Below are 20,377 nucleotides of genomic sequence, written 5' to 3'. Positions count from 1 at the left end.
CCGGCGGATGTCACGGAATCAGAAAGGAGTTCTTTGTGCAAGCACAAAGCTGATTCCTGACGCAATTATGCCGAGGCATAATTGATTTCTTGCTCTATTTTCTCAAGGAGTAAAAGAAAGGATTCATCATTAAAATAATTTAAACATGCTTTGATAGCTGCCCAACTTTTAGGTTGAGCCATAAAATAAGCACTCCACCAATAAAATTCGATAAGAGATTCACTAATATGGGTATAATAAACATTAAACATAAATAATGCTTTTTGGCCTTCCGAAAGTTCCTCATAAAAATGTTCTTTCACATAGATATTCGTTTCTTCGGACATTCTTACCTTATAAATTTTAATTAGTGGTTCAAAGCACCTTTGATGTAGACTGGGGCCATTAAAATCAAAATCTTCTTCTCTTACCTTTATTATCAAAATAATCACACTCCTTCCCAATAATATAACATTATGGCTTGGAATGTGCAGCGTTATTTGCTTACATTTTGGACTGTTATTTGTTTTGTATACAACTAAAATTTAAAGCATTGGTTTAAACCTCACTAATAATTTGTTGTAAGAAAATGGATTAAATAGTATCGGCGTCGTATAATTAAGTTCAGTATTTTCAAAAAACTAAAATGGAACGGAAGTGGGAAGAGATGAAACAAATTATCGCATTAGGAGGAGGAGGCTTTTCTATGGAGCCGCATAATCCTTTATTAGATACATATATTTTACAGCAGTCTAACAAAGTTAATCCTAAGATCTGCTTTGTTCCTACTGCAAGCGGAGACTCAGAAAACTATATTGCAAGATTTTATTCTTTTTTTAACTCACAACAATGCACACCGTCCCACTTATCACTTTTTTCACCTCCAACGCGAGATTTAGAAAGTTTTATTATGGAAAAGGATATCATTTATGTCGGGGGAGGAAATACTAAAAACCTTTTGGCTTTATGGAAGGAATGGTCGTTAGATTGCATTTTAAAAACTGCTTGGCATGAGGGAATCCTATTAACAGGCATTAGTGCTGGATCAATTTGTTGGTTTGAGGAAGGAATAACAGATTCATTCGGGGGAGAGTTAGAGCCGATAAAATGTTTAGGGTTTCTTCCAGGTAGTAATTGCCCTCATTATGATGGAGAAATCAATCGAAGACCAGCATATCATAATTTGGTGAAAGCTAATAAACTGTCATCTGGAATTGCCGCTGACGATGGAGTAGCCGTCCATTTTATCGATCAAGAAATTCATAAAATCATTAGTTCAAAACCAAATGGTAAAGCCTATAAGGTCTCGTTGGATAAGGATATCAAGGAGGAAGAGCTAGTTGTGGAATATTTAGGGGATGAATAAATAATTACGAAACTTTAAGTAAGCCACTCATGCCTTTCCTGACTAGGATAGGCTTATGCATTGAGAAGAAATAAATCGTCACTACTAGCCTTTCATATATAGAATAAAAAACACGTAACCTCTTAGTATCTTGTACTAATGAGGGGTTACGTGTTTTTAAATGTAAATGAAGCAATAGGAATGTCTAATTTTTATGAATAAGAGATTTTACGCCCTTTACCAAAAGGAATACATAATGGTGTGCCAAAAATAGGATCATTCGTCATTTGACAATCTAGATCAAAAACATGCTTTACCAACGTCGTCGTCATGATTTCTTCAGGTCTTCCTTGCTGGAATACGCCTTGGTCGCGAACCGTTATGATGTGGTCAGCATATCGACATGCTAAGTTAATATCGTGTAAAACCATAATAATTGTTCGTTTTTGCTGTTGATTTAATTCAAATAATAAATCTAAAATTTCTATTTGATGTGTTAAATCTAAGTAAGTAGTTGGTTCGTCTAAGAGGATAATATCTGTATCCTGTGCAAGTGTCATGGCAATCCAGGCACGTTGTCGTTGACCGCCTGAAAGCTCGTCCACCGGTTTATCCTGTAAATGATCAACACCTGTTGCTTTTAAGGCGTTTAACACAATTTGTTCATCTTTTTCTGTCCATTGCTTGCGCCAGCTTTGATGTGGGTAACGACCTTGCTTAACAAGCTGTAGTACTGTTAATCCCTCTGGTGCTACTGGTGATTGCGGAAGAATAGAAAGTTTTTTAGCTACTTGTTTAGTCGATAATTTAAAAATATCTTGACCATCTAATAATACAGAGCCGTTTTTAGGCTTTAATAATCGAGCAATGGAGCGTAAAAGTGTAGATTTTCCGCAACCATTGGCGCCAATTAGCACAGTAATTTCATTCATTGGAATAGATAAATTCAGATTTTCAATGATATTGGAATCACCATAATTTAATGTAAGTGATTTAGTTTCTAAAGTTGTAGTCATGAAATTTGACTCCTTTATTTTCTAGGGTTTCTAAATAATAAATAGATGAAATAAGGAGCACCAATGGCAGCCGTAAACACACCCGCTGGTACTTCTAAAGGACTAAATGCTGTTCGTCCGATAATGTCTGCAACCATTACAAGTAATGCGCCAATTGCAGCAGATGTAGGAATTAATACACCGAATGAAGGCCCTACAATGCGTCTTGCAATATGTGGTGCCATTAAGCCGACAAATCCTATTGCTCCTGCAAACGCAATCGCACTAGCAACTAGACTTGAGCTCAAAATTATTAGAAAGAGTCTTGCCTTTTGTACAGACTGTCCTAAACTAGCTGCTGTATCATCGCCCAATTCTTGGACATTTAACTGTCGGGTAATAAAAAATGTGATAAGTAGTAGAACTAGTATTAAGGGAACTACAATTTGAACTTGATTCCAATCAGCACTTTTGACGCTCCCTGTAATCCACTTATTGGCTTCACTAGCTTGATAGATGGGACCAATAATCATTAACATCGTCGTAATGGCCTGCATAAATGCAGAGACTCCGATACCAATTAACACAAGACGGGTCGGTGTCACACCATCTTTCCAAGCAAATACGTAAACAATAAGTCCAACAATGGTTGCTCCGATAAAACCTGCGAGGGGTAACCATTCAATACTAACTGTTAAAGAATGATTGTAATCACTAAACATTGCTAAAAAACCAACGACTGCCGCTCCGCCACCTGCAGAAATACCGATAATATCAGGGGAGGCTAGTGGGTTTTTAATAATTCCTTGTAATATAGCGCCCGCCACTGCTAAAGCCATTCCAGCAAAAGCAGCAAGAAAAATTCTAGGCATTCTGAAATCAACAATAATTAATTGATCGAACTCAGAACCGTAGCCGGACAAAGTTTGGATCACCGTAAAAGGATTTATAAACGAATCACCAAATGAGGCACTAAAGAAAAAAACGGCTAGTGTCATGATGCTAATAAACGTAAGTTTTTTAGAAGCTTTAACATCAAGTAAAAACGAGATTTTATTTTGTAATAAACGTACTGTTTTTAACTGTTTCATTATTTTTTTCCACCTTTTCGCGCAAGGTAAATAAAGAATGGGGTACCAATCATCGCTGTCATTACTCCTACTGGTACTTCTTGAGGCATAATGATATAGCGAGCTGCCACATCGGCTAATAGTAAAAGAATACCACCTAATAGGGCAGCCATTGGAATAAGCCAACGATGATCTGTGCCAACAAACTTCCGCGCAAAATGGGGTACCACAATTCCGACAAACCCTATAGGACCAGCTATCGCAACTGAACCACCTGCTAATAAAATGACAATAATACCTACCATCAACTTCATCAATCCTAAAGGTAATCCTAGGCCTCTCGCTACATCATCCCCAAGAGCAAGTATATTCATTTTAGATGAGATTAATAGAGCACCAATCCATCCAATCACTAAATAAGGGAATACAGATAATAGAATTTCAAGCTTTCTGCCTTGCACTGAACCAGCTAACCAAAACAATACTTGTTCGAGTGCTGCTTCGTTTGTTGCAAGTAATCCTTGCGTAAAAGAAGCAAATAATGCACTAATAGCGGCACCTGCTAACGTTATTTTGACTGGCGTTACCGCGTCTCGTCCAGTCGAGCTAATAGTATAAACAGATAGAGCGGCTATTGCAGCACCTAAAAATGCAATCCATGCAAAGGCTTGTAAACTTGACACATGGAAGAAAATCATAGCAAATACGACCGCAAAGCCAGCTCCAGCATTAATTCCTAATATTCCTGGTGATGCTAAAGGATTTTTCGTCAACGTCTGCATGAGCACGCCTGTAATAGCTAAGGAAGCACCTACACAAGTAGCGATAAGAGCTCTTGGAATACGGACATTTTGAATAATAATATGCTCGTTTGAATGATTAAACTGTGTAAAAGAGTCAATAGTCGTTTGGATGGACGTATTTGCATAGCCGTAAACGATACTTATTCCGATACAAAGAAGTAGGAGTAATGTTCCTACGATTAAAGCAATTGTTTTTGAAAAATTATTTTTTAAAATCATATAAAGTTGTACTCTTCTTTCAATAGAATGTGCTTGCATATTAGTAAAAAAATATTGACAATGATAGATTCTTACAATATGCTTAATTTCGTTCTCAAGTAGATGAAAGTGATTCTCATTATCGTTGAATCTGCTTAAACATTCTATCATATACATTGGGGGAAGAAAAGATGCAAAAGGCATTTCAAAAACTACTAGTTTTGCTTGCTGTTGTCGCTGTATTTGTTTTAGCTGCATGTGGCAATAACAAGGAAAACACGAAAGAAGAAAGTTCAACTAAGAGTAATGCTTACAGTGTCGAACATGCAATGGGGACAACTGAAGTTAAAGACACACCAAAACGAGTTGTCGTTTTAACAAACGAAGGGACAGAAGCACTTCTTGCTCTAGGTATTAAACCAGTAGGTGCTGTACAAGCATTTTCAGGTAATCCTTGGTATGACCATTTAAAGGATCAGTTGGAAGGCGTAGAAGTTGTTGGGGTTGAGAGTGAAGTTAACATTGAAAAAATTGCTTCTTTAAAACCAGATTTAATCATTGGAAATAAAATAAGACAAGAGAAAGACTATGCAAAATTAAGCAAAATTGCTCCGACAGTCTTCGCAGAGACATTACGCGGTGATTGGCAAGACAACTTTAAACTTTATTCAAAAGCGGTAAATCAAGAAGCTAAAGGCGAAGAAGTTTTAAAAGCATATAATGATAAAGTTCAAGCTGTCAAAGAAAAGCTTGGCGATAAAACGAATCAAGAGGTGTCATTCGTACGCTTTATGGCTGATAAATCTCGAATCTACTATACTGATTCATTCTCAGGCGTTATTTTTGATTCATTAGGATTTAAACGTGTACCAGAGCAAGCGGAACTATTTAAAGATAATGCAAAATTAGGAAAATTAGCTGTTGAGGTAGGAAAAGAAGTAATTCCTAAAATGGACGGAGATGTACTTTTCTACTTTACTTACATGCCAACAGGTGATGATACAGCATTAGCTACTGAAAAAGAATGGACAGAAGATCCACTTTGGAAAAACTTAAGTGCAGTACAAAAAGGGAATGTCCATAAAGTTGATGATGTAATTTGGAACACAGCTGGCGGCATCCTTGCAGCAGAAATTATGCTGGACCAAATTGAAGAAATTTTTGTTAAATAACAAAGATAACCTATATTATAAAACGCTATACTTTCATCGACGATGATGATTGTATAGTGTTTTTTATATACTCGATTCCAATGAGGTAACAGGCTCTACCCAAATTTGCAAGTCGCTATATGTTCTCGAATTATACATAGACCCTAGTTCAATAAAAAATTCACCTTATAGAGAAACAAAAGAGAGGAACTATGCGTAAAATAAAGGTAGGGGGGATTTAGGGTGAAATATTTGGCAATTGGTGTTTTCTTATCACTATGTAGTGTTTTCCTATCGAAGATTTTGTGGGGAATGGAAAAGATTTATGTAGTCCCAGGAGCAGTTGGCTGTATTTTTATTGTCATTTCAATGGTTTTTTCAGGTTCCATGACCAGTGGGGATCGGATGAGGGCAAACTTTGCTACCGAAACTACAGAACATCGGGACGAACGGCATAAAATCACGATAAATTCCTTATACATTGCTTTACCAAATATTATTGTTGCGGTTTTATTTTATTATGTAAATAAATGATTTAGAATTTTGAGTACCTTACGTATAATGAAAAAACCTTCTAATGAAGTTGAAATCAATAATAAAAGGTCACTCGGACAAAAGTGACCTTTTTTGATTTAACTGTAGTATGTTAGGCTGGTAAGTTATCCTACTATTACTATTGATGTTATTTAGCAATAGAGAGTATGGAATGATTGAATGTAACAATGATAATTAGCATTAACTTTTATTATTAAAAATCTGAATAGTAGTAAAAGACTTCATTAATAATTCATGAATGTTGCTCCGACAATAATTAAAAGAATAAAGAGGACAACAATTAGGGCGAATGCTGAGCCGCCGCCGTAACCACCGCCGCCACCGCAGCCGTAACCGCCGTAACCACCGTAACCACCGCCGCCATATCCTCCGTAACAGCCACAGTTACCATAATTTCCACCTTGGTAGTATCCCATAAAATATCCCTCCCTTCTACAATCTATAATATGTTCATGTGTAGAAAGGAGGGGAGGTATTCATCTAGATTTTACTCAATTTCGGTTGAAAAATAGGAAAATTGATCATGAGGAATTACTCCAGAAAAAGGAATACCAACGCTAAAGGTTCCTCGGATTTTTGAGTTTTTTTAGAAAGTAGAGCACGTTACTTATGATATTTCGAGAAAAAATCATTTTTATAGAATAATAAAATTGAAACCATTACAAATTTCAACCGTATATAATAAGGAAGATTTTCGGAGGTGAATGTACTATGCCATTTATCGGATGGGCCATACTAATTTTTTCAATTGTATGTTACTTACCTTTTTTTATATGGCTTTCTGCTAGTTATCTTAGAAATGGGGATCAATCGAAAAGAAAAAATAACTATTGGTTATTCTTAATGATAGCTGGATTATTAAATTCATTGAATTTATTTTTGTTTAAGATGAAAGATACATATTTCTTGGCAGTAATAGTCATTATCATTTTATTATCGAGCTTATACATGTTCTTCATCGTTCGGCAAGATAAAAGAAAAGCGATGGAATGACTAACGAAACGTTGGGAAAATTTGTGCTACAATACACAAAAAAGTATCCCCTTGAATGTAGACTAATTCAAGGGGATATATAAAAAATTTAGAAAGTTCTTCGCTATCTAGAGGATTCGATTTTACCTCTGCTTTTTAAAATTGCTTCTGTTTTAATACCCGCGTTGAAAACGGACACTATCATAATAAAGAAAAATAGAATTTGAATGAACCTATCTGCTGTCCAATAGCCCAAATAATTCATAAATACAAAGATGACAAATAAAATAGCAGTAACAATGGGGGAACAAAGGCGTAACTTACGAGACATTACATATCCTCCTTTTTATGTAATAAACTATATTCTAAGGTTAACATAAAAAGAGCCTAAGAAAGACTCTTTTTAAAGTGGTTTATTCATTATTTGTTTCAGGACCAAAGTTGCTATTGTGCCTAGACATATACAAACGGCATAAATAATACCGCTAATGATACCAAAAAAATCTAAACCAAAAGGTAAAAGAAAAGTAGCAATACCTACTATGTATGAGAATAGCCCAAATAGCTTAGCTAGTTTATCTTTATCCCCCAAAAAACTTTCTTCTTGGTAACCCGCAATAAGCCACAGTTTCTTTTTTATATGGGTAAGATAACCCATGAAAACAAAGATTAAAGCAAGAACTATACATATAATATAGCCAGCAATCATTTTCGGCACCTCACTTATTTTAGGACTAATAAATATACGAATAAAACAAAAATACGTTTTCCAAATTATTACTGAAGGTAATCTATTTCGAAGGTATTTCATCATAATAAACTGTGAGGACTCTCACTAAATTTGAAAATGCTTATATATTTATCGGTATAAGTATAAAAATATTAGGGGAATTAAAATAACAATGAAAGAGAAGTAAAAAAGGGTCACTCGAACCAAAGTGACCCTAAACCACAAACTAGGAGGACAAAGCTAAGTTAGCTTTACACTACTATTAATATGATTTGGTAGCTATGTTTGTATAGTGAAATGCCTCTGAATTAGATTAAAAAATTAAATTTATAGATGATGTTTGAAAATTGTGTTTTCATCACTTTTTTCTACATGATTTCCTTATTAATTTTAAGGCGATACAAGTAATAAGCATAGCAGGTAAAATAAAGAGCTATAAGACTGAAAAAAGAAACCTCGTTCATATAACCAAACATCGCTAGAGCTAGAAGACTGAAGCCGAATAAATTAATCATCAAATCAAATGCTTTTGATTTGGCGTTTTGACTTAATTCAATATTTCTTTCATCTTTTTCCTCAATAAGCTGTTCCTTTGTTTTATTCTTTTCATCTAGCAATTTGGTGAAGCCCATACCTAATAGCATGACTCCGCAAAATCCAACAGTTGATAGATGAGGTATTTAAAGAGGGGTGGGCCCTTCTTCTAACAAAACATTTGAAGACATAAAAAAGGCTCCCGACCAAAATATTTCGACCGGGAGTGAGCCATTTCACACAAAACTATTTTTACATATAAGAAGGTTTGCTACTTAAAGCCGCTTGTAATACTACATTTGCAAACTCGTGGTCATTGATAACATAAGGTACTTCGTCCGGCTCAACCCAAATGCGCGAAATCGTTTCATGTTCTCGAAGAAACGGGAGACAGTCTTGAACTTCCATACAATAAAACATTTGATAACCGATTAACGGGTACTTTCCATCAGCTTTGTATAAAGGATTCTCTTCGTGGCTGACTTCAATTGCTCCTATATAGTTGATAGGACCCTTTACATAGCCTTCTTCAAATGCCTCTCTATGAAATGCTTCTTCAGGTGATTCTCCATTTTCTATATGACCGCCAGGAAAGTTAAATCCTCGCCCGTCTACATGAACTAACAAAACATACCCATTATGAAAACAAACTCCGTGTACACTTGTTACTTTGCTGTAATCGTGAATATTTTTATTTGGTAACCACGTCAGTTTAAGATAATGTCCGCCCCAGTCCACGTAGGTTTGATTGTTCATATGTTGCCTCCTTTTTATTTAGGAACTCATTATATTTCCATTTTAGTTAATGAAAATATATATGTATAATCCTTTAATAAAAAAAATACAAGTTTTAAGGGGCCAATCTGGAAATAAAGCACAAAAGCTGGCGAGTGATGCTGGGGGTTCATTAACTAAACAAAATACAAAAAGAGTCACATTTAACTAGGTGTGGCTTTTTCTTATGCATCTAATAGCTATAAAAAGAAACAATGGAAGTCATCTTAATGCCAGATCACTAAGGTGCAGCGATATTTGACATCAACTATACGCAATGAAAGAGGTGGTACTATGCAAATAACAAATGGTAAATGGATTTTTGATTCTGAAGTGATCGATGAAGTTGCGAACAAAATACAACGAGATGAGCAGGAGCGAGAGATGGTAAATGCTTTTGCTCGCTATGCCTACCTTCGATACAAGCAGATTCGAGATAGTGTAAATCCTCGTAAATGTAGATATATGAGGATTGATCAAGTGCGTGAACAATTAAAATCACCAGCGAAGCTACGAATAGTGAGCAGTCGATTTTCTATTTCAGAAGAAGAAGTTGTTTATATCGTAGATTTTGTGAAAAAGTATTTGAAGTATGTTAAATAAATCAAAATCTCCCGGTCATAAAAATTAACCCGGGAGATTTTCTTTGTTTGTTGATTTTGATTTTGTAGCCTCTTAGGTTTGTTAAAAAGCTCGAAAGGATATCATTTCTCATCTCTCCACACTATATAGTATGATAAAGTGTAGAATTAAGGAGTGTGAGAATATGAAATTCATTAAATTCCTTCTAGTTATTGTCATTGTCCTCGGTGCCATCGGTTATGGGGTTTATCATTATGGTGTGAAGTTTGCATCCGAAAAAGTCGTTGATACAATTTCTTCAGAATTAGAGGAAAGTGGTCAAATGGATGAAATTAAAACTACGATTGAAAGCGACCCTCAATTAAAATCATTTATGGAAGAGGCCAAAACTGCAGATAGTAGCAAGTTACCGTTTACAACTAAAGAAGAGGCAACAAAAGTAATCATTCAAAAAGTTGGTATTTCGGAGCTTAATAATATAAGAACAAAAGTACAAAATGGTTCAATGACGAAAGAACAGATCATTCAAGAGATGGAAGGTAAATTAACAGACGAAGAAATTTTGGCACTAAAAGTAATCGTCTATAAAGAATTATATAAATAAAACGTTAACAGACTATAAAAAGTAAAGATACAGGACATGCCATTGTAGCGTGTCCTATTTTTTCTGCTTTCTAAAGTGATTTTAATGAAAATATTTGTCCCTCATTTTGTGAAACAACTGTATATAAAGAGAGAGAAATCTCATTTTTTTACTTAACTCAAAGAATTTTCAGGGAGGGGCATCATGGCTATATTTAGGGTTCGTAAAAAGGAGAATTTTGTTGTGCTAGACAAAGGGTTTTTGAATGACATCCGTTTAAGTTGGAAAGCTAAGGGTTTGCTTGCTTATATGTTGTCATTGCCAGATGATTGGTCATTTAGTACTTCAAATTTAGCTACTAAGAGCAAATGCAGTCGTGAATCCACGGCTAATACTATAAAGGAGTTAACGAAAGCGGGCTATATTCACAAAACGCAGGTCAGAACAAACCACGGGAAATTCGGGAAATTGGAGCTGTTCGTGTTCGAAACACCAAGAACTGAACCGTATAGTAAAAAGCCGATAACGGTTAATCCGTCACCGGAAAAACCGATAACGGAAAAACCGCCACTACTAAGTAATAATAAATCATTAAATAACAATGTACTAAATAAAAATAATGATGATGATAAAAGGGGGCATACCACAGGTGAAAACCTTCTAAAAACACAAACGGCATACGAGTTTTATGAGCAAAATGGCTTTGGTTCTCCAGTCGCTTATGTCACTAACAAAATCGATCATTGGATTGATGATCTGTCAGAGGACCTTGTTATACATGCTATGAAGTTAGCAATAGAAAACAATGTACTTCGTTGGAATTACGTAGAAAAGATTCTTCAAGATTGGAGTAATAAGAAGGTGACATCCATTGAGGAAGTAGAAGCGGACAAACTACAATTTGCAGCTCAAAAACAACAACGACAAAATCATACTAATCGATCTACTCATCAAAAATATAAAGAGATAGTCCCCGAATGGTTCCATCAACGTCGTCAAAATGACAGTGAGATAGAAGTAAGTCAAGCTATTGACTTTGAAGCTGAACGTCAAAAAATTTTGGAAACATTTAAGAACATAACAGGAGAGCAAGGTAAATAGTATATTAACTAGATTTATATGTAGACAATTCTTTTAGCTCACTATCATGGCCCTGAAATTAAGCTAGTGAAATGATAATCTATACTTTTTAGTAACGAGGGACCTTACTCAAATTCCTATTGAGCAGGTCCTCTAATATATCAGTGAATACCTTATATTGCTTAATATGGTACTATAAAATAGGAGTTTACTAGACGCAAAGGGGCATACTTATGAACGCACATTTCAACTTTACGGATTTCCCTGTATTAGCAACGGAACGTTTTATATTACGAAAAGCACAGGAAAGTGATTGTTTTGATCTTTTGGAGCTTTATTCAACTGAAAGTGTTGTGAAATATATACCATTGGAACCTTTTAATTCAGTGGAAGATTCAAAAAATGAAATGAATTGGTATGAAAAGATTTACGAAGACCAGAGTGGCTTACGATGGCTTATAGAAGAACCTACAACTAAAAAAGTAATCGGAACATGTGGTTTTTTAAATTATGAAAAGGCTCATAATCGTATAGAGATTGGTTATGATTTAATTCCTTCTTACTGGGGAAAGGGCATAATGAAGGAGACATTAAGTAGTATCATTCATTTTGCTTTTACTAAGATGAACATGAATAAAATAGAAGCAAAAGTCGATCCAGAAAATATATCATCTATTAAATTATTGGAAAAATTAAATTTTTATCAAGAAGGTATATTAAGAGAGCATGAATTTGAAAAAGGAAAGTATGTAGATTTGATTAATTTTTCCATTTTGAAAAGGGACTATTTGTAATGTATAGTTCTGTTGATCTAATAATGTTCTTATAGTTAACCTCAAGTATGGACTACTTACTTGAGGTTATATTTAGCTTTAATCTTGATGGAAATGGGGTGCTCGCATTATGTTGAAATTTATTGGCTCTGGAAGTGCGTTTAATACGAAATTAGGTAATAATTCAGCTTATTTTAAAGCAGGGAATCAGATGTTGCTGATTGATTGTGGTAGCAATATTTTTCACCGCATTAAGGAAAATAATTTACTGGAAGGTATAGAACACATCCATGTATTGATCACGCATACTCATGCAGACCATGTTGGAAGCCTTGCTGATTTTATATTTTATAGCTATTATTGCCATGGCGAAATGGCAAAACCGAATGTTTCAGTTTATGCCGTTCATGATGTGAAAATTGAAGAATTGTTGATCATGAATGGGATTAACCCAGAAGTTCATTGTTTAACAAAAAAATTTCAATCAGATACACAGTACTCATTAAATTTCTGTAACGTACTATTCGAAAGATCTAGTCATGTTAAAGAGATCCCTTCTTATTCCATTGAATTATGTATAGATGACAAACTTATCTATTATACGGGAGATACAAATAGCCTAAAGGCATCTTTAGGAACTCCACATGAATCGGGTAAGGCCTACGATTATGTTTATGTTGATACTTGTAAAGCTGATTATGAAGGCAATGTACATTTATCATTACGAAAACTTAGCGAGTTAGTTCGTCCTGATTTACGTCCAATATTTTGGTGTATGCATTTAGATGAGAGCTTTGACCGTCAAGAAGCTGAAAGTTTAGGGTTCAATGTTGTAAAGAACGAGTTTTAAGAAAAAAGGGGGGCGATTTATGAAAATTGATTTATTAGTAAATAAGCCACAGCATATAGAAGATGTTGCAAAAATGGTCTACAAGGAATTTGTAGTACCAACAAGCAGTAAAAAGACATATGAAGAAGTTGTCGAATTTTTCAAAAGAACATATGTAAATAAATTTCCAATTACTTTTATAGCAAATGTAGATGGCCAATGTGTAGGAACAGTATCTGTATTTGAAAATGATTGGAAAGAAAGACCCCAATTTAAACCTTGGTTAGCATCTTTATTTGTTGAACCTTCATATCGAAGCCAAAAAATAGGTTTTTATTTAATCAATGCTTTGCTAGAACATATGAAAAAAATAGGTTATACAAAAGTATTTTTAAAAACAGAAAATGCTGCAGTTTATTATGAAAAAAGAGGCTGGGAGCGTATTGAAACAGTATTAGATGAACAAGGCGATCGTATTGATATTTTTAAATATACATTATTGAATGATGAGAACAATTATTAAAGAGCTAATATAACATAAAAAGCTGTAGCGTATGACAACGCTACAGCACAGAATTGGTCTTGCCCTAATAATGGCTGAGCCATTATCAGCATTATAACACAACGTATGATAAATCAAAGTTTTAATGAAAATTTATTTCAGTGAATTGAATACAACGTTGGATAGTTGACACAATTGTGTTTGAAAAAGCTATTCTTTTATTGTTTCATCAAAACTTTTTCGGCCAGGATTCACTTTATTTACGGTTATATTTAATTTACTTATTGTATCTTTTGTTAATGGTATCTTGCCATCCTTGTGTATTTTTTTCCACATTTTCACGTCTTTTCGGTATAGCTGCTCGGATAAGCGGAAAACATCAACATCTATGTTTAAGCTCTCTTCATATGTTTTTGTTATATCTGTTTTAACAGCCTTAATAATACCTTTTCTTATTTGGTCGGTGTTTATCTTTCCTTTGAAACCATTAATGATCGCATTGAGTTTTATATCAACTTCAAATGTTACTTCATTGTTTTTTACAATTGGTTTTATATCTGTACTTAATTTTTCTAAATCGACTGTTAAGTATTCTTTTTCTTTATTGTCTAATTTAAAGGTTACTTCTCCACGAGTTTTTTTATGAAACATCCATTGAATACCTCTTGCATCCCCGTTATCTAGATAGCCTTTAAATCCATCTTTTGAAATTACTCCAACACCTGTTAATTCAGTTTCCTTAGTTGGCTCTTCGGTCGTCTCCCAACTTTCGCTAATTGAGACAAGTGGTATATTCACCTCATGACCCGGTTCATTTAACGCGATGACTAGATTTCGTAAATCAACGGGCTCTACATATGTTTCAATTTCTTTTGTATGCAATGGATTGCTTAGTTTTGAAGCTGTTAGTGATTTATTTAATAACGGTGTGATTAAAAAAATATCTTTAATAGGTTCTTTTGTAATATAAGTTAATATTTGATATCTTGTTTCTCGATGGCGTAAAAAACTGTCAATAATAGCAATGCCTTTCTCACTTTTTAATGCATTCTCTGAAAAAAGAAGGTAAGTCAAATGTCCCCAAAATACTTCTTGGTCAATGGAGCGATATAATTTAAAAAAGGCTTCTTCCATCGTTTTTCCTTTAGCGTACCCTATCTCTGATTGTGGTCCTTGAGGACTAGGTCCTTCAGATTTAGCTACATTAGCAAAATTGATGATTTGCATATATATTTCATATTGACCATCTTTAAAATCGACGCCAATACCGTCAACATAGTACATTCTTTGTGGTTCAGAGACATCCCAGCATCCTGAAAGCAATAGTACTGCAGTTAAACTGACGAGTAACGTAATTTTTTTTTTCATTTTTTGATCCCTACTTTTAGAAATTCCTGTGTAATTTTGAGGACTTAAGAAGTTATGTTTATAGTTTGGACAAAAAATAAGAGGATTATAAGCAGTGAAAATCTTAGGATAGCAGCAATTAGCCATTTAAATAAAAGCCCAGGACTCATTTGTATAATGAGACCTGGGCATGTGTGGAAAATATTTAATCGTGCAATAACGTAAACAAGTAAAGAGTGATGGTTATATCCCTTTATGATCGCGAATTTCTATAATAGTTCCTTCAGGTGCTATTAATTTACAAAGCTGACCATTTTCAACTCTATAAATAATTTCACCATTTTTATGTATAAAATGAACGTTCATTTCCTTTAATCGTTCTACTTCTTGAAGAAGATTATCAACCCATAAACAAAAATGTACAATACCTTGAGCATTTGAATTACATGCTTCAAGATTTTCATCAAATTTCCCAGTTTGGAGTTCTATATAAAAGGCTCCAAGCTTTAACCATGTATTAAAATGTCTATCGTGGAAATTCGGCGACTCCTGTACTAGTTCAAAACCTACTACATCTGTGTAAAAATTTAAAGATTCTGCATATGTATTCGTTTGGATGCAAATGTGATGTACATATTTTTCGACCATAAAGTATTTCTCCTTTTATTGAAGCTGCTCTATCAATGAGTTATCGCTAAATGATACCAAAATTACTAATTACTGAAGAAATAGCGTAACATTTAGCTTTCATTCGCACAAGTATAATTTGCGACAAAATGGATAATTTATATAGCGGAGGTGATAATTTTGACAAACAAAAAGCGCAAAACAAGTGAAGAAGAACAAGTAGAATTTGGAGCAGATTTAAGCCCTGACGATCTAGATGTGCGTGAAGAAAATGAACTAACTAAAGAGCAAATGAACAATGCAAATCAAGAAAAACAACAAAACGTAAACACTTCCCAAAAACGGTATAAAAAATAAAGAAGATGCATATAATTTTCTACCACAATCTTTTGGTTGTGGTAATTTTGCATACATTCATATACATAGCTGGGGAAAACTTATTTGTTAATAAACAAAACTCCTTTATAATTTAAAACAATAGTAAAGAATTGGAGAGGGGATAAAATAAGAATCACAATTAAAGTAAGAAAGGACAAAAAGAATGACGACTAAATTTAAAATTGAAAGCCCGCTTATTCCGAATGATTTGCCTCAAGGAACCTTTGAAGACGTTTTTTATGATGAAGAACCTTATCTATCGCATCAATTGATTACGAATACAAGTAGAGAGAATGATAGTATTGACCGTTTAATTGTATCCAAAGTACTGTTTCAAAAAGTATCTTTGATTCACTCGAATTTCAATAAAATTGATATGACGGATGTAATCTTTGAAAACTGTGACTTATCTAACTCAACATTTAACGAAGGGATTATCCATCGAGTTACGTTTAAAAACTGCAAACTGTTAGGTGTTGATTTCTCAGAGGCCCATTTAGGAAACGTTTCTTTTGAAGGGTGTATCATGAATTTATGTAACTTTGGCCTAGCAAGATTTAAACAAATTTGTTTTGATCAGTCATCATTACGTAGTACAAGCTTTTACGACTGCCAATTTAAAAAAGTGAAATTTGAAAACTGTAACATAGATGAAGTTGATTTTAGCGATACGCCACTAAATAATGTGGATATTAGTACTTGTAAATTTGAACGATTAAATGTAACGATAAAAAATTTAAGTGGCTGTGTGATTTCCACTGAACAAGCAATTGGCTTTGCAGAATTGCTAGGTTTAAAGGTTAAACGATGATATTGACCAGGTACGAAATAAAAATTGAACTTGGCTTTTTTTTATGAGATTAATCTGTCGTATCCAAGTGTTTTATGGTTAGCATGATTCTTAGTGAATTTTAGAGCCACTAGTGCGGAAAAACGAATATTAAAAGGGCAATGTTATTTGCACTTGAAAAGGAAATGTCTACTCAAAACATTTTAAGTAGTAATTTGTATTGATAGGGACGAGAGGGGTCGATGATTTTAACAAAAATTATATTGTTTAGAAAATATGGTATAATTAATATGAAATGAATAAATATTTGTTGGTATTAAAGGTCGAAATCGAACTATTTTAGAAGAATTGATTAAAAGGGGTAATTATAGTGTGTGAGGATATTACTATTGAAATTGCTGTTTGATGTAGTATAACAATAGTATTTCATTGCTACATTGGACCATTATTTTATAGAGAAACTTGAAAGACCTACCTTTAATAAACGTTTTCTTCAGAAAAAAGAACAAAAAATTATTATTAACTCTATGGTGTTATTTTAAAATCTTAATGAAAAGGAGGTTTGAAAATGAATGATTTTATTGAAAATGAAGCGGGACTAAATCTAGATATAGGTGGTATCGAATTATACTATGAATTGTTAGGTGAACATCACGATGGTCCAACACTTGTTTTCGAATCAGGATATGGAGTTACTTTAGAAAACTGGAATCCGATTAGAGATGAAGTATCAAAGTTCGCAAGAATGTTTATTTATGACAGAGCAGGAATCGGAAAAAGTGAAATGGATGACAGACCTCGGCATAGTAGGCAAAGTGTAGATAACTTACGTATATTACTAAAAAAAGCAGGTATAAAGCCTCCGTATGTATTAATAGGTCACTCAATTGGAGGATTAAATGTAAGATTATTTGCAAGTAAATATCCAGAGGAAGTCGCAGGTGTGGTTCTCTTAGATTCATCTCATGAGGATCAAAATAAAATATTGCCTCCCTTATTTACAAAAGAAGTTCAGGAAGCATATTATAATCAATTTACTATAGAAGGATCTCTTAATGAAATTGAAGAAAGTTTTGAGCAAGTTCGTACTTCTAAATCTTTAGGAAATATCCCATTGATTGTCGTTACAGGAGGTTTGCAGCCTTTTCATACAAAGGAATCTATGGCTGCTTGGATGAGACTTCAAGAAGAGCTTGCAAACTTGTCAACAAGTAAGCAACATATTATCGTTGAAGATGCCGGGCATGCGATACATTTTGATAAGCCAGAAGTTGTTATAGGTACAATAAGAGATATTTTTAATATTGTAGGTAAGAATGATAATAGATAATGCTTTTCATTGTACTACCCTGCATCTGAAATGGCGATATTAGTGTGATAGTTGAATTCGTAATAGACGATGAAAGTAAATCTATTCAAATAAACGAGAAGTAGTCAGTAGAAGGCCTCGAGTTAGAGGCCTTTTATTATGCACTTAAAAGCAACAATCGCAAAGAATCCATATTTTTGACAGAGAAGAAAATGAAACGATATTTGTCATTTAAGGTGGGAAACATTGGCTAAGAGAATTAACGCAAGATTAAGTAGTAGCTAAAGAAGTTTCGAATAAGCTTTGCAAATACATAAGAAAGAGGGGAAGGTATGAAGGTTTACAAATAAGACCAAGATTTTTCAATCTTGGTCTATGTTCATACTTCTAATATTTTGAAATGAATATTTGAAAAATTGACTAGAAAATTACTTCCGAATATTAGTGAGCAACTTGTCCACCATCAGCTGCGTAAACATAGCCGTTACAGAAGCTTGCAGCGTCTGAAGAAAGGAATACTACTACTTCAGCAATTTCTTCTGGTTTTGCAGCTCTGCCCATCGGAACGTTAGACACAACTTCGCTCCAAACTTCAGGATTATCTTTCCACATTTGAGTCATTGGAGTTTCTGTTAAACCTGGTGCCACAGCGTTAACTCGGATACCATCTTGAGCGTGGTCAATGGCAGCTGCTTTTGTTAAACCAGTTACTGCGTGTTTTGCTGTTACGTATGGTGCCATATTTGGATCGGCAATGATACCAGCAACTGAAGCTGTGTTTACAATTGTACCACCACCATTAGCAATCATGTATTCAAGTTCATGTTTCACGGCAAAGAATACGCCTTTAACGTCAACCGCCATTACTTTATCAAATGTGCCTTCTTCAATATCAACGAACTTTGTTGGATTATTTAAAACACCTGCATTATTGAAAGCGTGATGTAATCCGCCAAATTTTTCTACTGTCTTTTCAACAAGTGATTTTAATTGCTCTGGGCTTGTTACATCAGTTTTAAAGAAAACTGCTTCTCCGCCTGCTTGTTGAACTAGTTCTACAGTTTCTTGTGCACGGTCATCCACATCGCCAATAGCAACTTTCGCACCACGACGTGCAAAAGCTATTGCTGTAGCACGACCAATACCAGTAGCTGCACCAGTGATTAGGACAACTCGACCTTCAAAATCATTACCATTCATAATATTACCTCCACATATTTGTAAGTGTTCATTACATGTGTAGTATAGCTTTCCGTAAAAAGCGTATTCAATATTTTTGAATGAATGAGCTTATTCCTTTATAGTAATAAGGATAAGAAGGTGAGTAATAATGCAATTAACACAATTAGAATATTTTATAGTAGTAGCTCGCTTGGAACATATGTCGCAAGCTGCTTTAGAATTAGAGGTTTCACAATCTTCATTAAGTAAAACGATAGGTCGTTTAGAGGATGATATAGGAGTACAACTTTTTGATCGAAAAGGGAAATCTATTCGTTTGAATGAATATGGACGAATATTTTATGAAAAGGTGGAAAAGGCTTTAAATGATTTACAAGAGGCGAAAACGGAAATTCAAGAACTGGCTAATATTAGAGAAGATAGTGTAGCGATTAATGTAATGAATTCAAAACTATTGCCAAAATTATTTTATGATTTTTATAAAAAGCGTCCGAATGTTAAAATACGACAGTATTTATTACCAGATAAATTAGCACTTCAAAAATTAGTTTGTGGTGAAATTGATTTAATGATTGTCATCAATCCTATAAAAGATGACAGAATACAATGGGTTCCGTTATTTACAGAAGAAGTATTTTTAGTAGTCCCGAAAAATCATCCGTTAGCAGCTAAAGAAAGTGTTTCATTGATTGAGACAAAGGATGAAATGTTTATTTTGTCAGAAACAGGGCAAAATTTCCGTGCAACTGAAAATCAATTATTTGAAAGAGCAGGGTTTACGCCAAATATTGCTTTTGAAGGTGAGGATTTATCGATTATTTTACAATTGGTGAACGAAGGAAAGGGCATCTCTTTTATTTTTAAACACTCCTTTTTAGATCAGTATTTAGACAATGTGAAAATATTAGAAATTTCAAATCCTGATTGCTTTCAAACAGTGGGGATTGCTTGGAATAAAAAGAGAAAAAGTTCATTCGTCGTAAACAGTTTTCGTGACTTTGCTATTTCATTTTTGAAGGATAGTACAATATAAGGCGAAGAAATCTTACTACAATTTTCTTTGGAATACTTTTTCGAGGGAAATCATAAATGCTTACAGAAGGCAGGCGTTCATGTTTTAAGTAAGAATTACTGCTGTTAATAATAACATGGAGTTCTACACGAACAATTATTTCGGGCGATGGTGTATAAAGCGGAGCACATTAAAAACATACTAACATTAGTAGTACAAACCAAGGCCATGGTTTGTGCTACTATTTTTTTATAGTAGAAGTGAAGAAAAGCCGACT

Annotated in this window: 25 protein-coding genes; 13 read left to right on the top strand and 12 right to left on the bottom strand. The window is 34.1% G+C overall.

Going from position 1 to position 20,377, the window contains the following annotated elements; genetic code table 11:
- Positions 1–65: 65 nt before the first annotated feature.
- Positions 66–422: a hypothetical protein gene (locus tag ABNX05_RS02905; RefSeq protein WP_349658338.1), complete on the bottom strand. Its 357-nt coding sequence runs from the start codon at positions 420–422 to the stop codon at positions 66–68.
- A gap of 224 nt (positions 423–646) precedes the next feature.
- Between ABNX05_RS02905 and ABNX05_RS02900 the strand changes: the two genes are divergently transcribed.
- A complete protein-coding gene (locus ABNX05_RS02900) occupies positions 647–1,345 on the top strand; it encodes a Type 1 glutamine amidotransferase-like domain-containing protein (RefSeq protein ID WP_349658840.1) in 699 nt (232 codons plus the stop codon).
- Between the two features lie 191 nt (positions 1,346–1,536).
- Here ABNX05_RS02900 and ABNX05_RS02895 read toward each other — a convergent pair whose 3' ends face one another.
- The 3 genes from ABNX05_RS02895 to ABNX05_RS02885 are packed head-to-tail and all read right to left on the bottom strand — an operon-like array spanning position 1,537 to position 4,411.
- Entirely contained in the window at positions 1,537–2,340 is an 804-nt protein-coding gene (locus ABNX05_RS02895; RefSeq protein WP_349658337.1) for an ABC transporter ATP-binding protein, read from the bottom strand.
- A 14-nt stretch (positions 2,341–2,354) separates the two neighbouring features.
- Positions 2,355–3,410: a FecCD family ABC transporter permease gene (locus ABNX05_RS02890; RefSeq protein WP_349658336.1), complete on the bottom strand. Its 1,056-nt coding sequence runs from the start codon at positions 3,408–3,410 to the stop codon at positions 2,355–2,357.
- Positions 3,410–4,411: a FecCD family ABC transporter permease gene (locus ABNX05_RS02885; RefSeq protein ID WP_349658335.1), complete on the bottom strand. Its 1,002-nt coding sequence runs from the start codon at positions 4,409–4,411 to the stop codon at positions 3,410–3,412. The genes ABNX05_RS02890 and ABNX05_RS02885 overlap by 1 nt, the downstream gene beginning before the upstream one ends.
- A 170-nt stretch (positions 4,412–4,581) precedes the next feature.
- On the opposite strand from ABNX05_RS02885, the gene ABNX05_RS02880 reads away from it, so the two are divergent.
- Entirely contained in the window at positions 4,582–5,562 is a 981-nt protein-coding gene (locus ABNX05_RS02880; protein WP_349658334.1) for an ABC transporter substrate-binding protein, read from the top strand.
- A 222-nt stretch (positions 5,563–5,784) separates the two neighbouring features.
- Positions 5,785–6,075, top strand: coding sequence for a DUF5316 domain-containing protein (locus ABNX05_RS02875; RefSeq protein ID WP_349658333.1), 291 nt, complete (start codon positions 5,785–5,787; stop codon positions 6,073–6,075).
- A gap of 245 nt (positions 6,076–6,320) precedes the next feature.
- On the opposite strand, the gene ABNX05_RS02870 is transcribed toward ABNX05_RS02875, so the two are convergent.
- The 5 genes from ABNX05_RS02870 to ABNX05_RS02850 all read right to left on the bottom strand — a co-directional run bounded on the left by ABNX05_RS02870 (position 6,321) and on the right by ABNX05_RS02850 (position 9,088).
- Positions 6,321–6,512, bottom strand: a complete 192-nt coding sequence (locus ABNX05_RS02870; protein ID WP_349658332.1) for a YjcZ family sporulation protein — start codon at positions 6,510–6,512, stop codon at positions 6,321–6,323.
- A 680-nt stretch (positions 6,513–7,192) separates the two neighbouring features.
- Positions 7,193–7,399, bottom strand: coding sequence for a hypothetical protein (locus ABNX05_RS02865; protein ID WP_349658331.1), 207 nt, complete (start codon positions 7,397–7,399; stop codon positions 7,193–7,195).
- Positions 7,400–7,471: 72 nt separating this feature from the next.
- The gene (locus ABNX05_RS02860; RefSeq protein WP_349658330.1) at positions 7,472–7,777 is read right to left on the bottom strand and encodes a DUF3784 domain-containing protein; all 306 of its coding nucleotides are present in this window, start codon (positions 7,775–7,777) and stop codon (positions 7,472–7,474) included.
- Between the two features lie 389 nt (positions 7,778–8,166).
- Positions 8,167–8,442, bottom strand: a complete 276-nt coding sequence (locus ABNX05_RS02855; protein ID WP_349658329.1) for a hypothetical protein — start codon at positions 8,440–8,442, stop codon at positions 8,167–8,169.
- Positions 8,443–8,584: 142 nt separating this feature from the next.
- Complete coding sequence (locus ABNX05_RS02850; protein WP_349658328.1) at positions 8,585–9,088, bottom strand: NUDIX hydrolase; 504 nt, start codon at positions 9,086–9,088, stop codon at positions 8,585–8,587.
- Positions 9,089–9,364: 276 nt separating this feature from the next.
- Between ABNX05_RS02850 and ABNX05_RS02845 the strand changes: the two genes are divergently transcribed.
- The 6 genes from ABNX05_RS02845 (at position 9,365) to ABNX05_RS02820 (ending at position 13,476) form a co-directional block, all read left to right on the top strand.
- The gene (locus ABNX05_RS02845; RefSeq protein ID WP_349658327.1) at positions 9,365–9,709 is read left to right on the top strand and encodes a hypothetical protein; all 345 of its coding nucleotides are present in this window, start codon (positions 9,365–9,367) and stop codon (positions 9,707–9,709) included.
- A gap of 163 nt (positions 9,710–9,872) precedes the next feature.
- Entirely contained in the window at positions 9,873–10,292 is a 420-nt protein-coding gene (locus ABNX05_RS02840; protein WP_349658326.1) for a hypothetical protein, read from the top strand.
- Between the two features lie 183 nt (positions 10,293–10,475).
- On the top strand, positions 10,476–11,372 hold the full coding sequence (locus ABNX05_RS02835; protein ID WP_349658325.1) for a DnaD domain protein: 897 nt from the start codon (positions 10,476–10,478) through the stop codon (positions 11,370–11,372).
- A gap of 212 nt (positions 11,373–11,584) precedes the next feature.
- Positions 11,585–12,145 (top strand): GNAT family N-acetyltransferase, encoded by a 561-nt coding sequence (locus ABNX05_RS02830; protein WP_349658324.1) that lies wholly within the window; start codon positions 11,585–11,587, stop codon positions 12,143–12,145.
- Between the two features lie 109 nt (positions 12,146–12,254).
- Positions 12,255–12,974 carry an MBL fold metallo-hydrolase gene (locus ABNX05_RS02825; protein ID WP_349658323.1) on the top strand — a complete coding sequence of 240 codons (720 nt, stop codon included), beginning with the start codon at positions 12,255–12,257 and terminating at the stop codon, positions 12,972–12,974.
- A 19-nt stretch (positions 12,975–12,993) separates the two neighbouring features.
- Positions 12,994–13,476 carry a GNAT family N-acetyltransferase gene (locus tag ABNX05_RS02820; RefSeq protein WP_349658322.1) on the top strand — a complete coding sequence of 161 codons (483 nt, stop codon included), beginning with the start codon at positions 12,994–12,996 and terminating at the stop codon, positions 13,474–13,476.
- A 189-nt stretch (positions 13,477–13,665) separates the two neighbouring features.
- Here the strand turns inward: ABNX05_RS02820 and ABNX05_RS02815 are convergent, their stop codons facing one another.
- Together ABNX05_RS02815 and ABNX05_RS02810 are read right to left on the bottom strand one after the other, a co-directional pair.
- Positions 13,666–14,823, bottom strand: coding sequence for a Ger(x)C family spore germination protein (locus ABNX05_RS02815; RefSeq protein ID WP_349658321.1), 1,158 nt, complete (start codon positions 14,821–14,823; stop codon positions 13,666–13,668).
- A gap of 222 nt (positions 14,824–15,045) precedes the next feature.
- Positions 15,046–15,450, bottom strand: a complete 405-nt coding sequence (locus tag ABNX05_RS02810) for a VOC family protein (RefSeq protein ID WP_349658320.1) — start codon at positions 15,448–15,450, stop codon at positions 15,046–15,048.
- Positions 15,451–15,600: 150 nt separating this feature from the next.
- Between ABNX05_RS02810 and ABNX05_RS02805 the strand changes: the two genes are divergently transcribed.
- The 3 genes from ABNX05_RS02805 (at position 15,601) to ABNX05_RS02795 (ending at position 17,927) form a co-directional block, all read left to right on the top strand.
- Positions 15,601–15,786 carry a hypothetical protein gene (locus tag ABNX05_RS02805; protein WP_349658319.1) on the top strand — a complete coding sequence of 62 codons (186 nt, stop codon included), beginning with the start codon at positions 15,601–15,603 and terminating at the stop codon, positions 15,784–15,786.
- 184 nt (positions 15,787–15,970) lie between these two features.
- Complete coding sequence (locus tag ABNX05_RS02800) at positions 15,971–16,618, top strand: pentapeptide repeat-containing protein (protein WP_349658318.1); 648 nt, start codon at positions 15,971–15,973, stop codon at positions 16,616–16,618.
- A gap of 547 nt (positions 16,619–17,165) precedes the next feature.
- On the top strand, positions 17,166–17,927 hold the full coding sequence (locus ABNX05_RS02795) for an alpha/beta fold hydrolase (RefSeq protein WP_349658317.1): 762 nt from the start codon (positions 17,166–17,168) through the stop codon (positions 17,925–17,927).
- Between the two features lie 420 nt (positions 17,928–18,347).
- On the opposite strand, the gene ABNX05_RS02790 is transcribed toward ABNX05_RS02795, so the two are convergent.
- Positions 18,348–19,106 (bottom strand): SDR family NAD(P)-dependent oxidoreductase, encoded by a 759-nt coding sequence (locus tag ABNX05_RS02790; RefSeq protein WP_349658316.1) that lies wholly within the window; start codon positions 19,104–19,106, stop codon positions 18,348–18,350.
- Positions 19,107–19,236: 130 nt separating this feature from the next.
- Here ABNX05_RS02790 and ABNX05_RS02785 point away from each other — a divergent pair, with 130 nt between their 5' ends.
- Entirely contained in the window at positions 19,237–20,121 is an 885-nt protein-coding gene (locus tag ABNX05_RS02785) for a LysR family transcriptional regulator (RefSeq protein WP_349658315.1), read from the top strand.
- The last annotated feature ends 256 nt before the right edge of the window (positions 20,122–20,377 follow it).

It is taken from the genome of Lysinibacillus zambalensis (genome assembly GCF_040183165.1).
GTDB lineage: Bacteria > Bacillota > Bacilli > Bacillales_A > Planococcaceae > Lysinibacillus > Lysinibacillus zambalensis.
Note: the sequence above shows the minus strand (reverse complement) of the source record. Positions and strands in the feature narration are given on the sequence as shown.

Coding starts and splice junctions, on each gene's coding strand:
- ABNX05_RS02870 (WP_349658332.1), bottom strand. CDS start 6,512: ATGGGATACTACCAAGGTGGAAATTATGGTAACTGTGGCTGTTACGGA.
- ABNX05_RS02830 (WP_349658324.1), top strand. CDS start 11,585: ATGAACGCACATTTCAACTTTACGGATTTCCCTGTATTAGCAACGGAA.
- ABNX05_RS02810 (WP_349658320.1), bottom strand. CDS start 15,450: ATGGTCGAAAAATATGTACATCACATTTGCATCCAAACGAATACATAT.
- ABNX05_RS02865 (WP_349658331.1), bottom strand. CDS start 7,399: ATGTCTCGTAAGTTACGCCTTTGTTCCCCCATTGTTACTGCTATTTTA.
- ABNX05_RS02840 (WP_349658326.1), top strand. CDS start 9,873: ATGAAATTCATTAAATTCCTTCTAGTTATTGTCATTGTCCTCGGTGCC.
- ABNX05_RS02885 (WP_349658335.1), bottom strand. CDS start 4,411: ATGATTTTAAAAAATAATTTTTCAAAAACAATTGCTTTAATCGTAGGA.
- ABNX05_RS02860 (WP_349658330.1), bottom strand. CDS start 7,777: ATGATTGCTGGCTATATTATATGTATAGTTCTTGCTTTAATCTTTGTT.
- ABNX05_RS02895 (WP_349658337.1), bottom strand. CDS start 2,340: ATGACTACAACTTTAGAAACTAAATCACTTACATTAAATTATGGTGAT.
- ABNX05_RS02795 (WP_349658317.1), top strand. CDS start 17,166: ATGAATGATTTTATTGAAAATGAAGCGGGACTAAATCTAGATATAGGT.
- ABNX05_RS02835 (WP_349658325.1), top strand. CDS start 10,476: ATGGCTATATTTAGGGTTCGTAAAAAGGAGAATTTTGTTGTGCTAGAC.
- ABNX05_RS02880 (WP_349658334.1), top strand. CDS start 4,582: ATGCAAAAGGCATTTCAAAAACTACTAGTTTTGCTTGCTGTTGTCGCT.
- ABNX05_RS02855 (WP_349658329.1), bottom strand. CDS start 8,442: ATGCTATTAGGTATGGGCTTCACCAAATTGCTAGATGAAAAGAATAAA.
- ABNX05_RS02850 (WP_349658328.1), bottom strand. CDS start 9,088: ATGAACAATCAAACCTACGTGGACTGGGGCGGACATTATCTTAAACTG.
- ABNX05_RS02890 (WP_349658336.1), bottom strand. CDS start 3,410: ATGAAACAGTTAAAAACAGTACGTTTATTACAAAATAAAATCTCGTTT.
- ABNX05_RS02790 (WP_349658316.1), bottom strand. CDS start 19,106: ATGAATGGTAATGATTTTGAAGGTCGAGTTGTCCTAATCACTGGTGCA.
- ABNX05_RS02815 (WP_349658321.1), bottom strand. CDS start 14,823: ATGAAAAAAAAAATTACGTTACTCGTCAGTTTAACTGCAGTACTATTG.
- ABNX05_RS02825 (WP_349658323.1), top strand. CDS start 12,255: ATGTTGAAATTTATTGGCTCTGGAAGTGCGTTTAATACGAAATTAGGT.
- ABNX05_RS02820 (WP_349658322.1), top strand. CDS start 12,994: ATGAAAATTGATTTATTAGTAAATAAGCCACAGCATATAGAAGATGTT.
- ABNX05_RS02785 (WP_349658315.1), top strand. CDS start 19,237: ATGCAATTAACACAATTAGAATATTTTATAGTAGTAGCTCGCTTGGAA.
- ABNX05_RS02900 (WP_349658840.1), top strand. CDS start 647: ATGAAACAAATTATCGCATTAGGAGGAGGAGGCTTTTCTATGGAGCCG.
- ABNX05_RS02800 (WP_349658318.1), top strand. CDS start 15,971: ATGACGACTAAATTTAAAATTGAAAGCCCGCTTATTCCGAATGATTTG.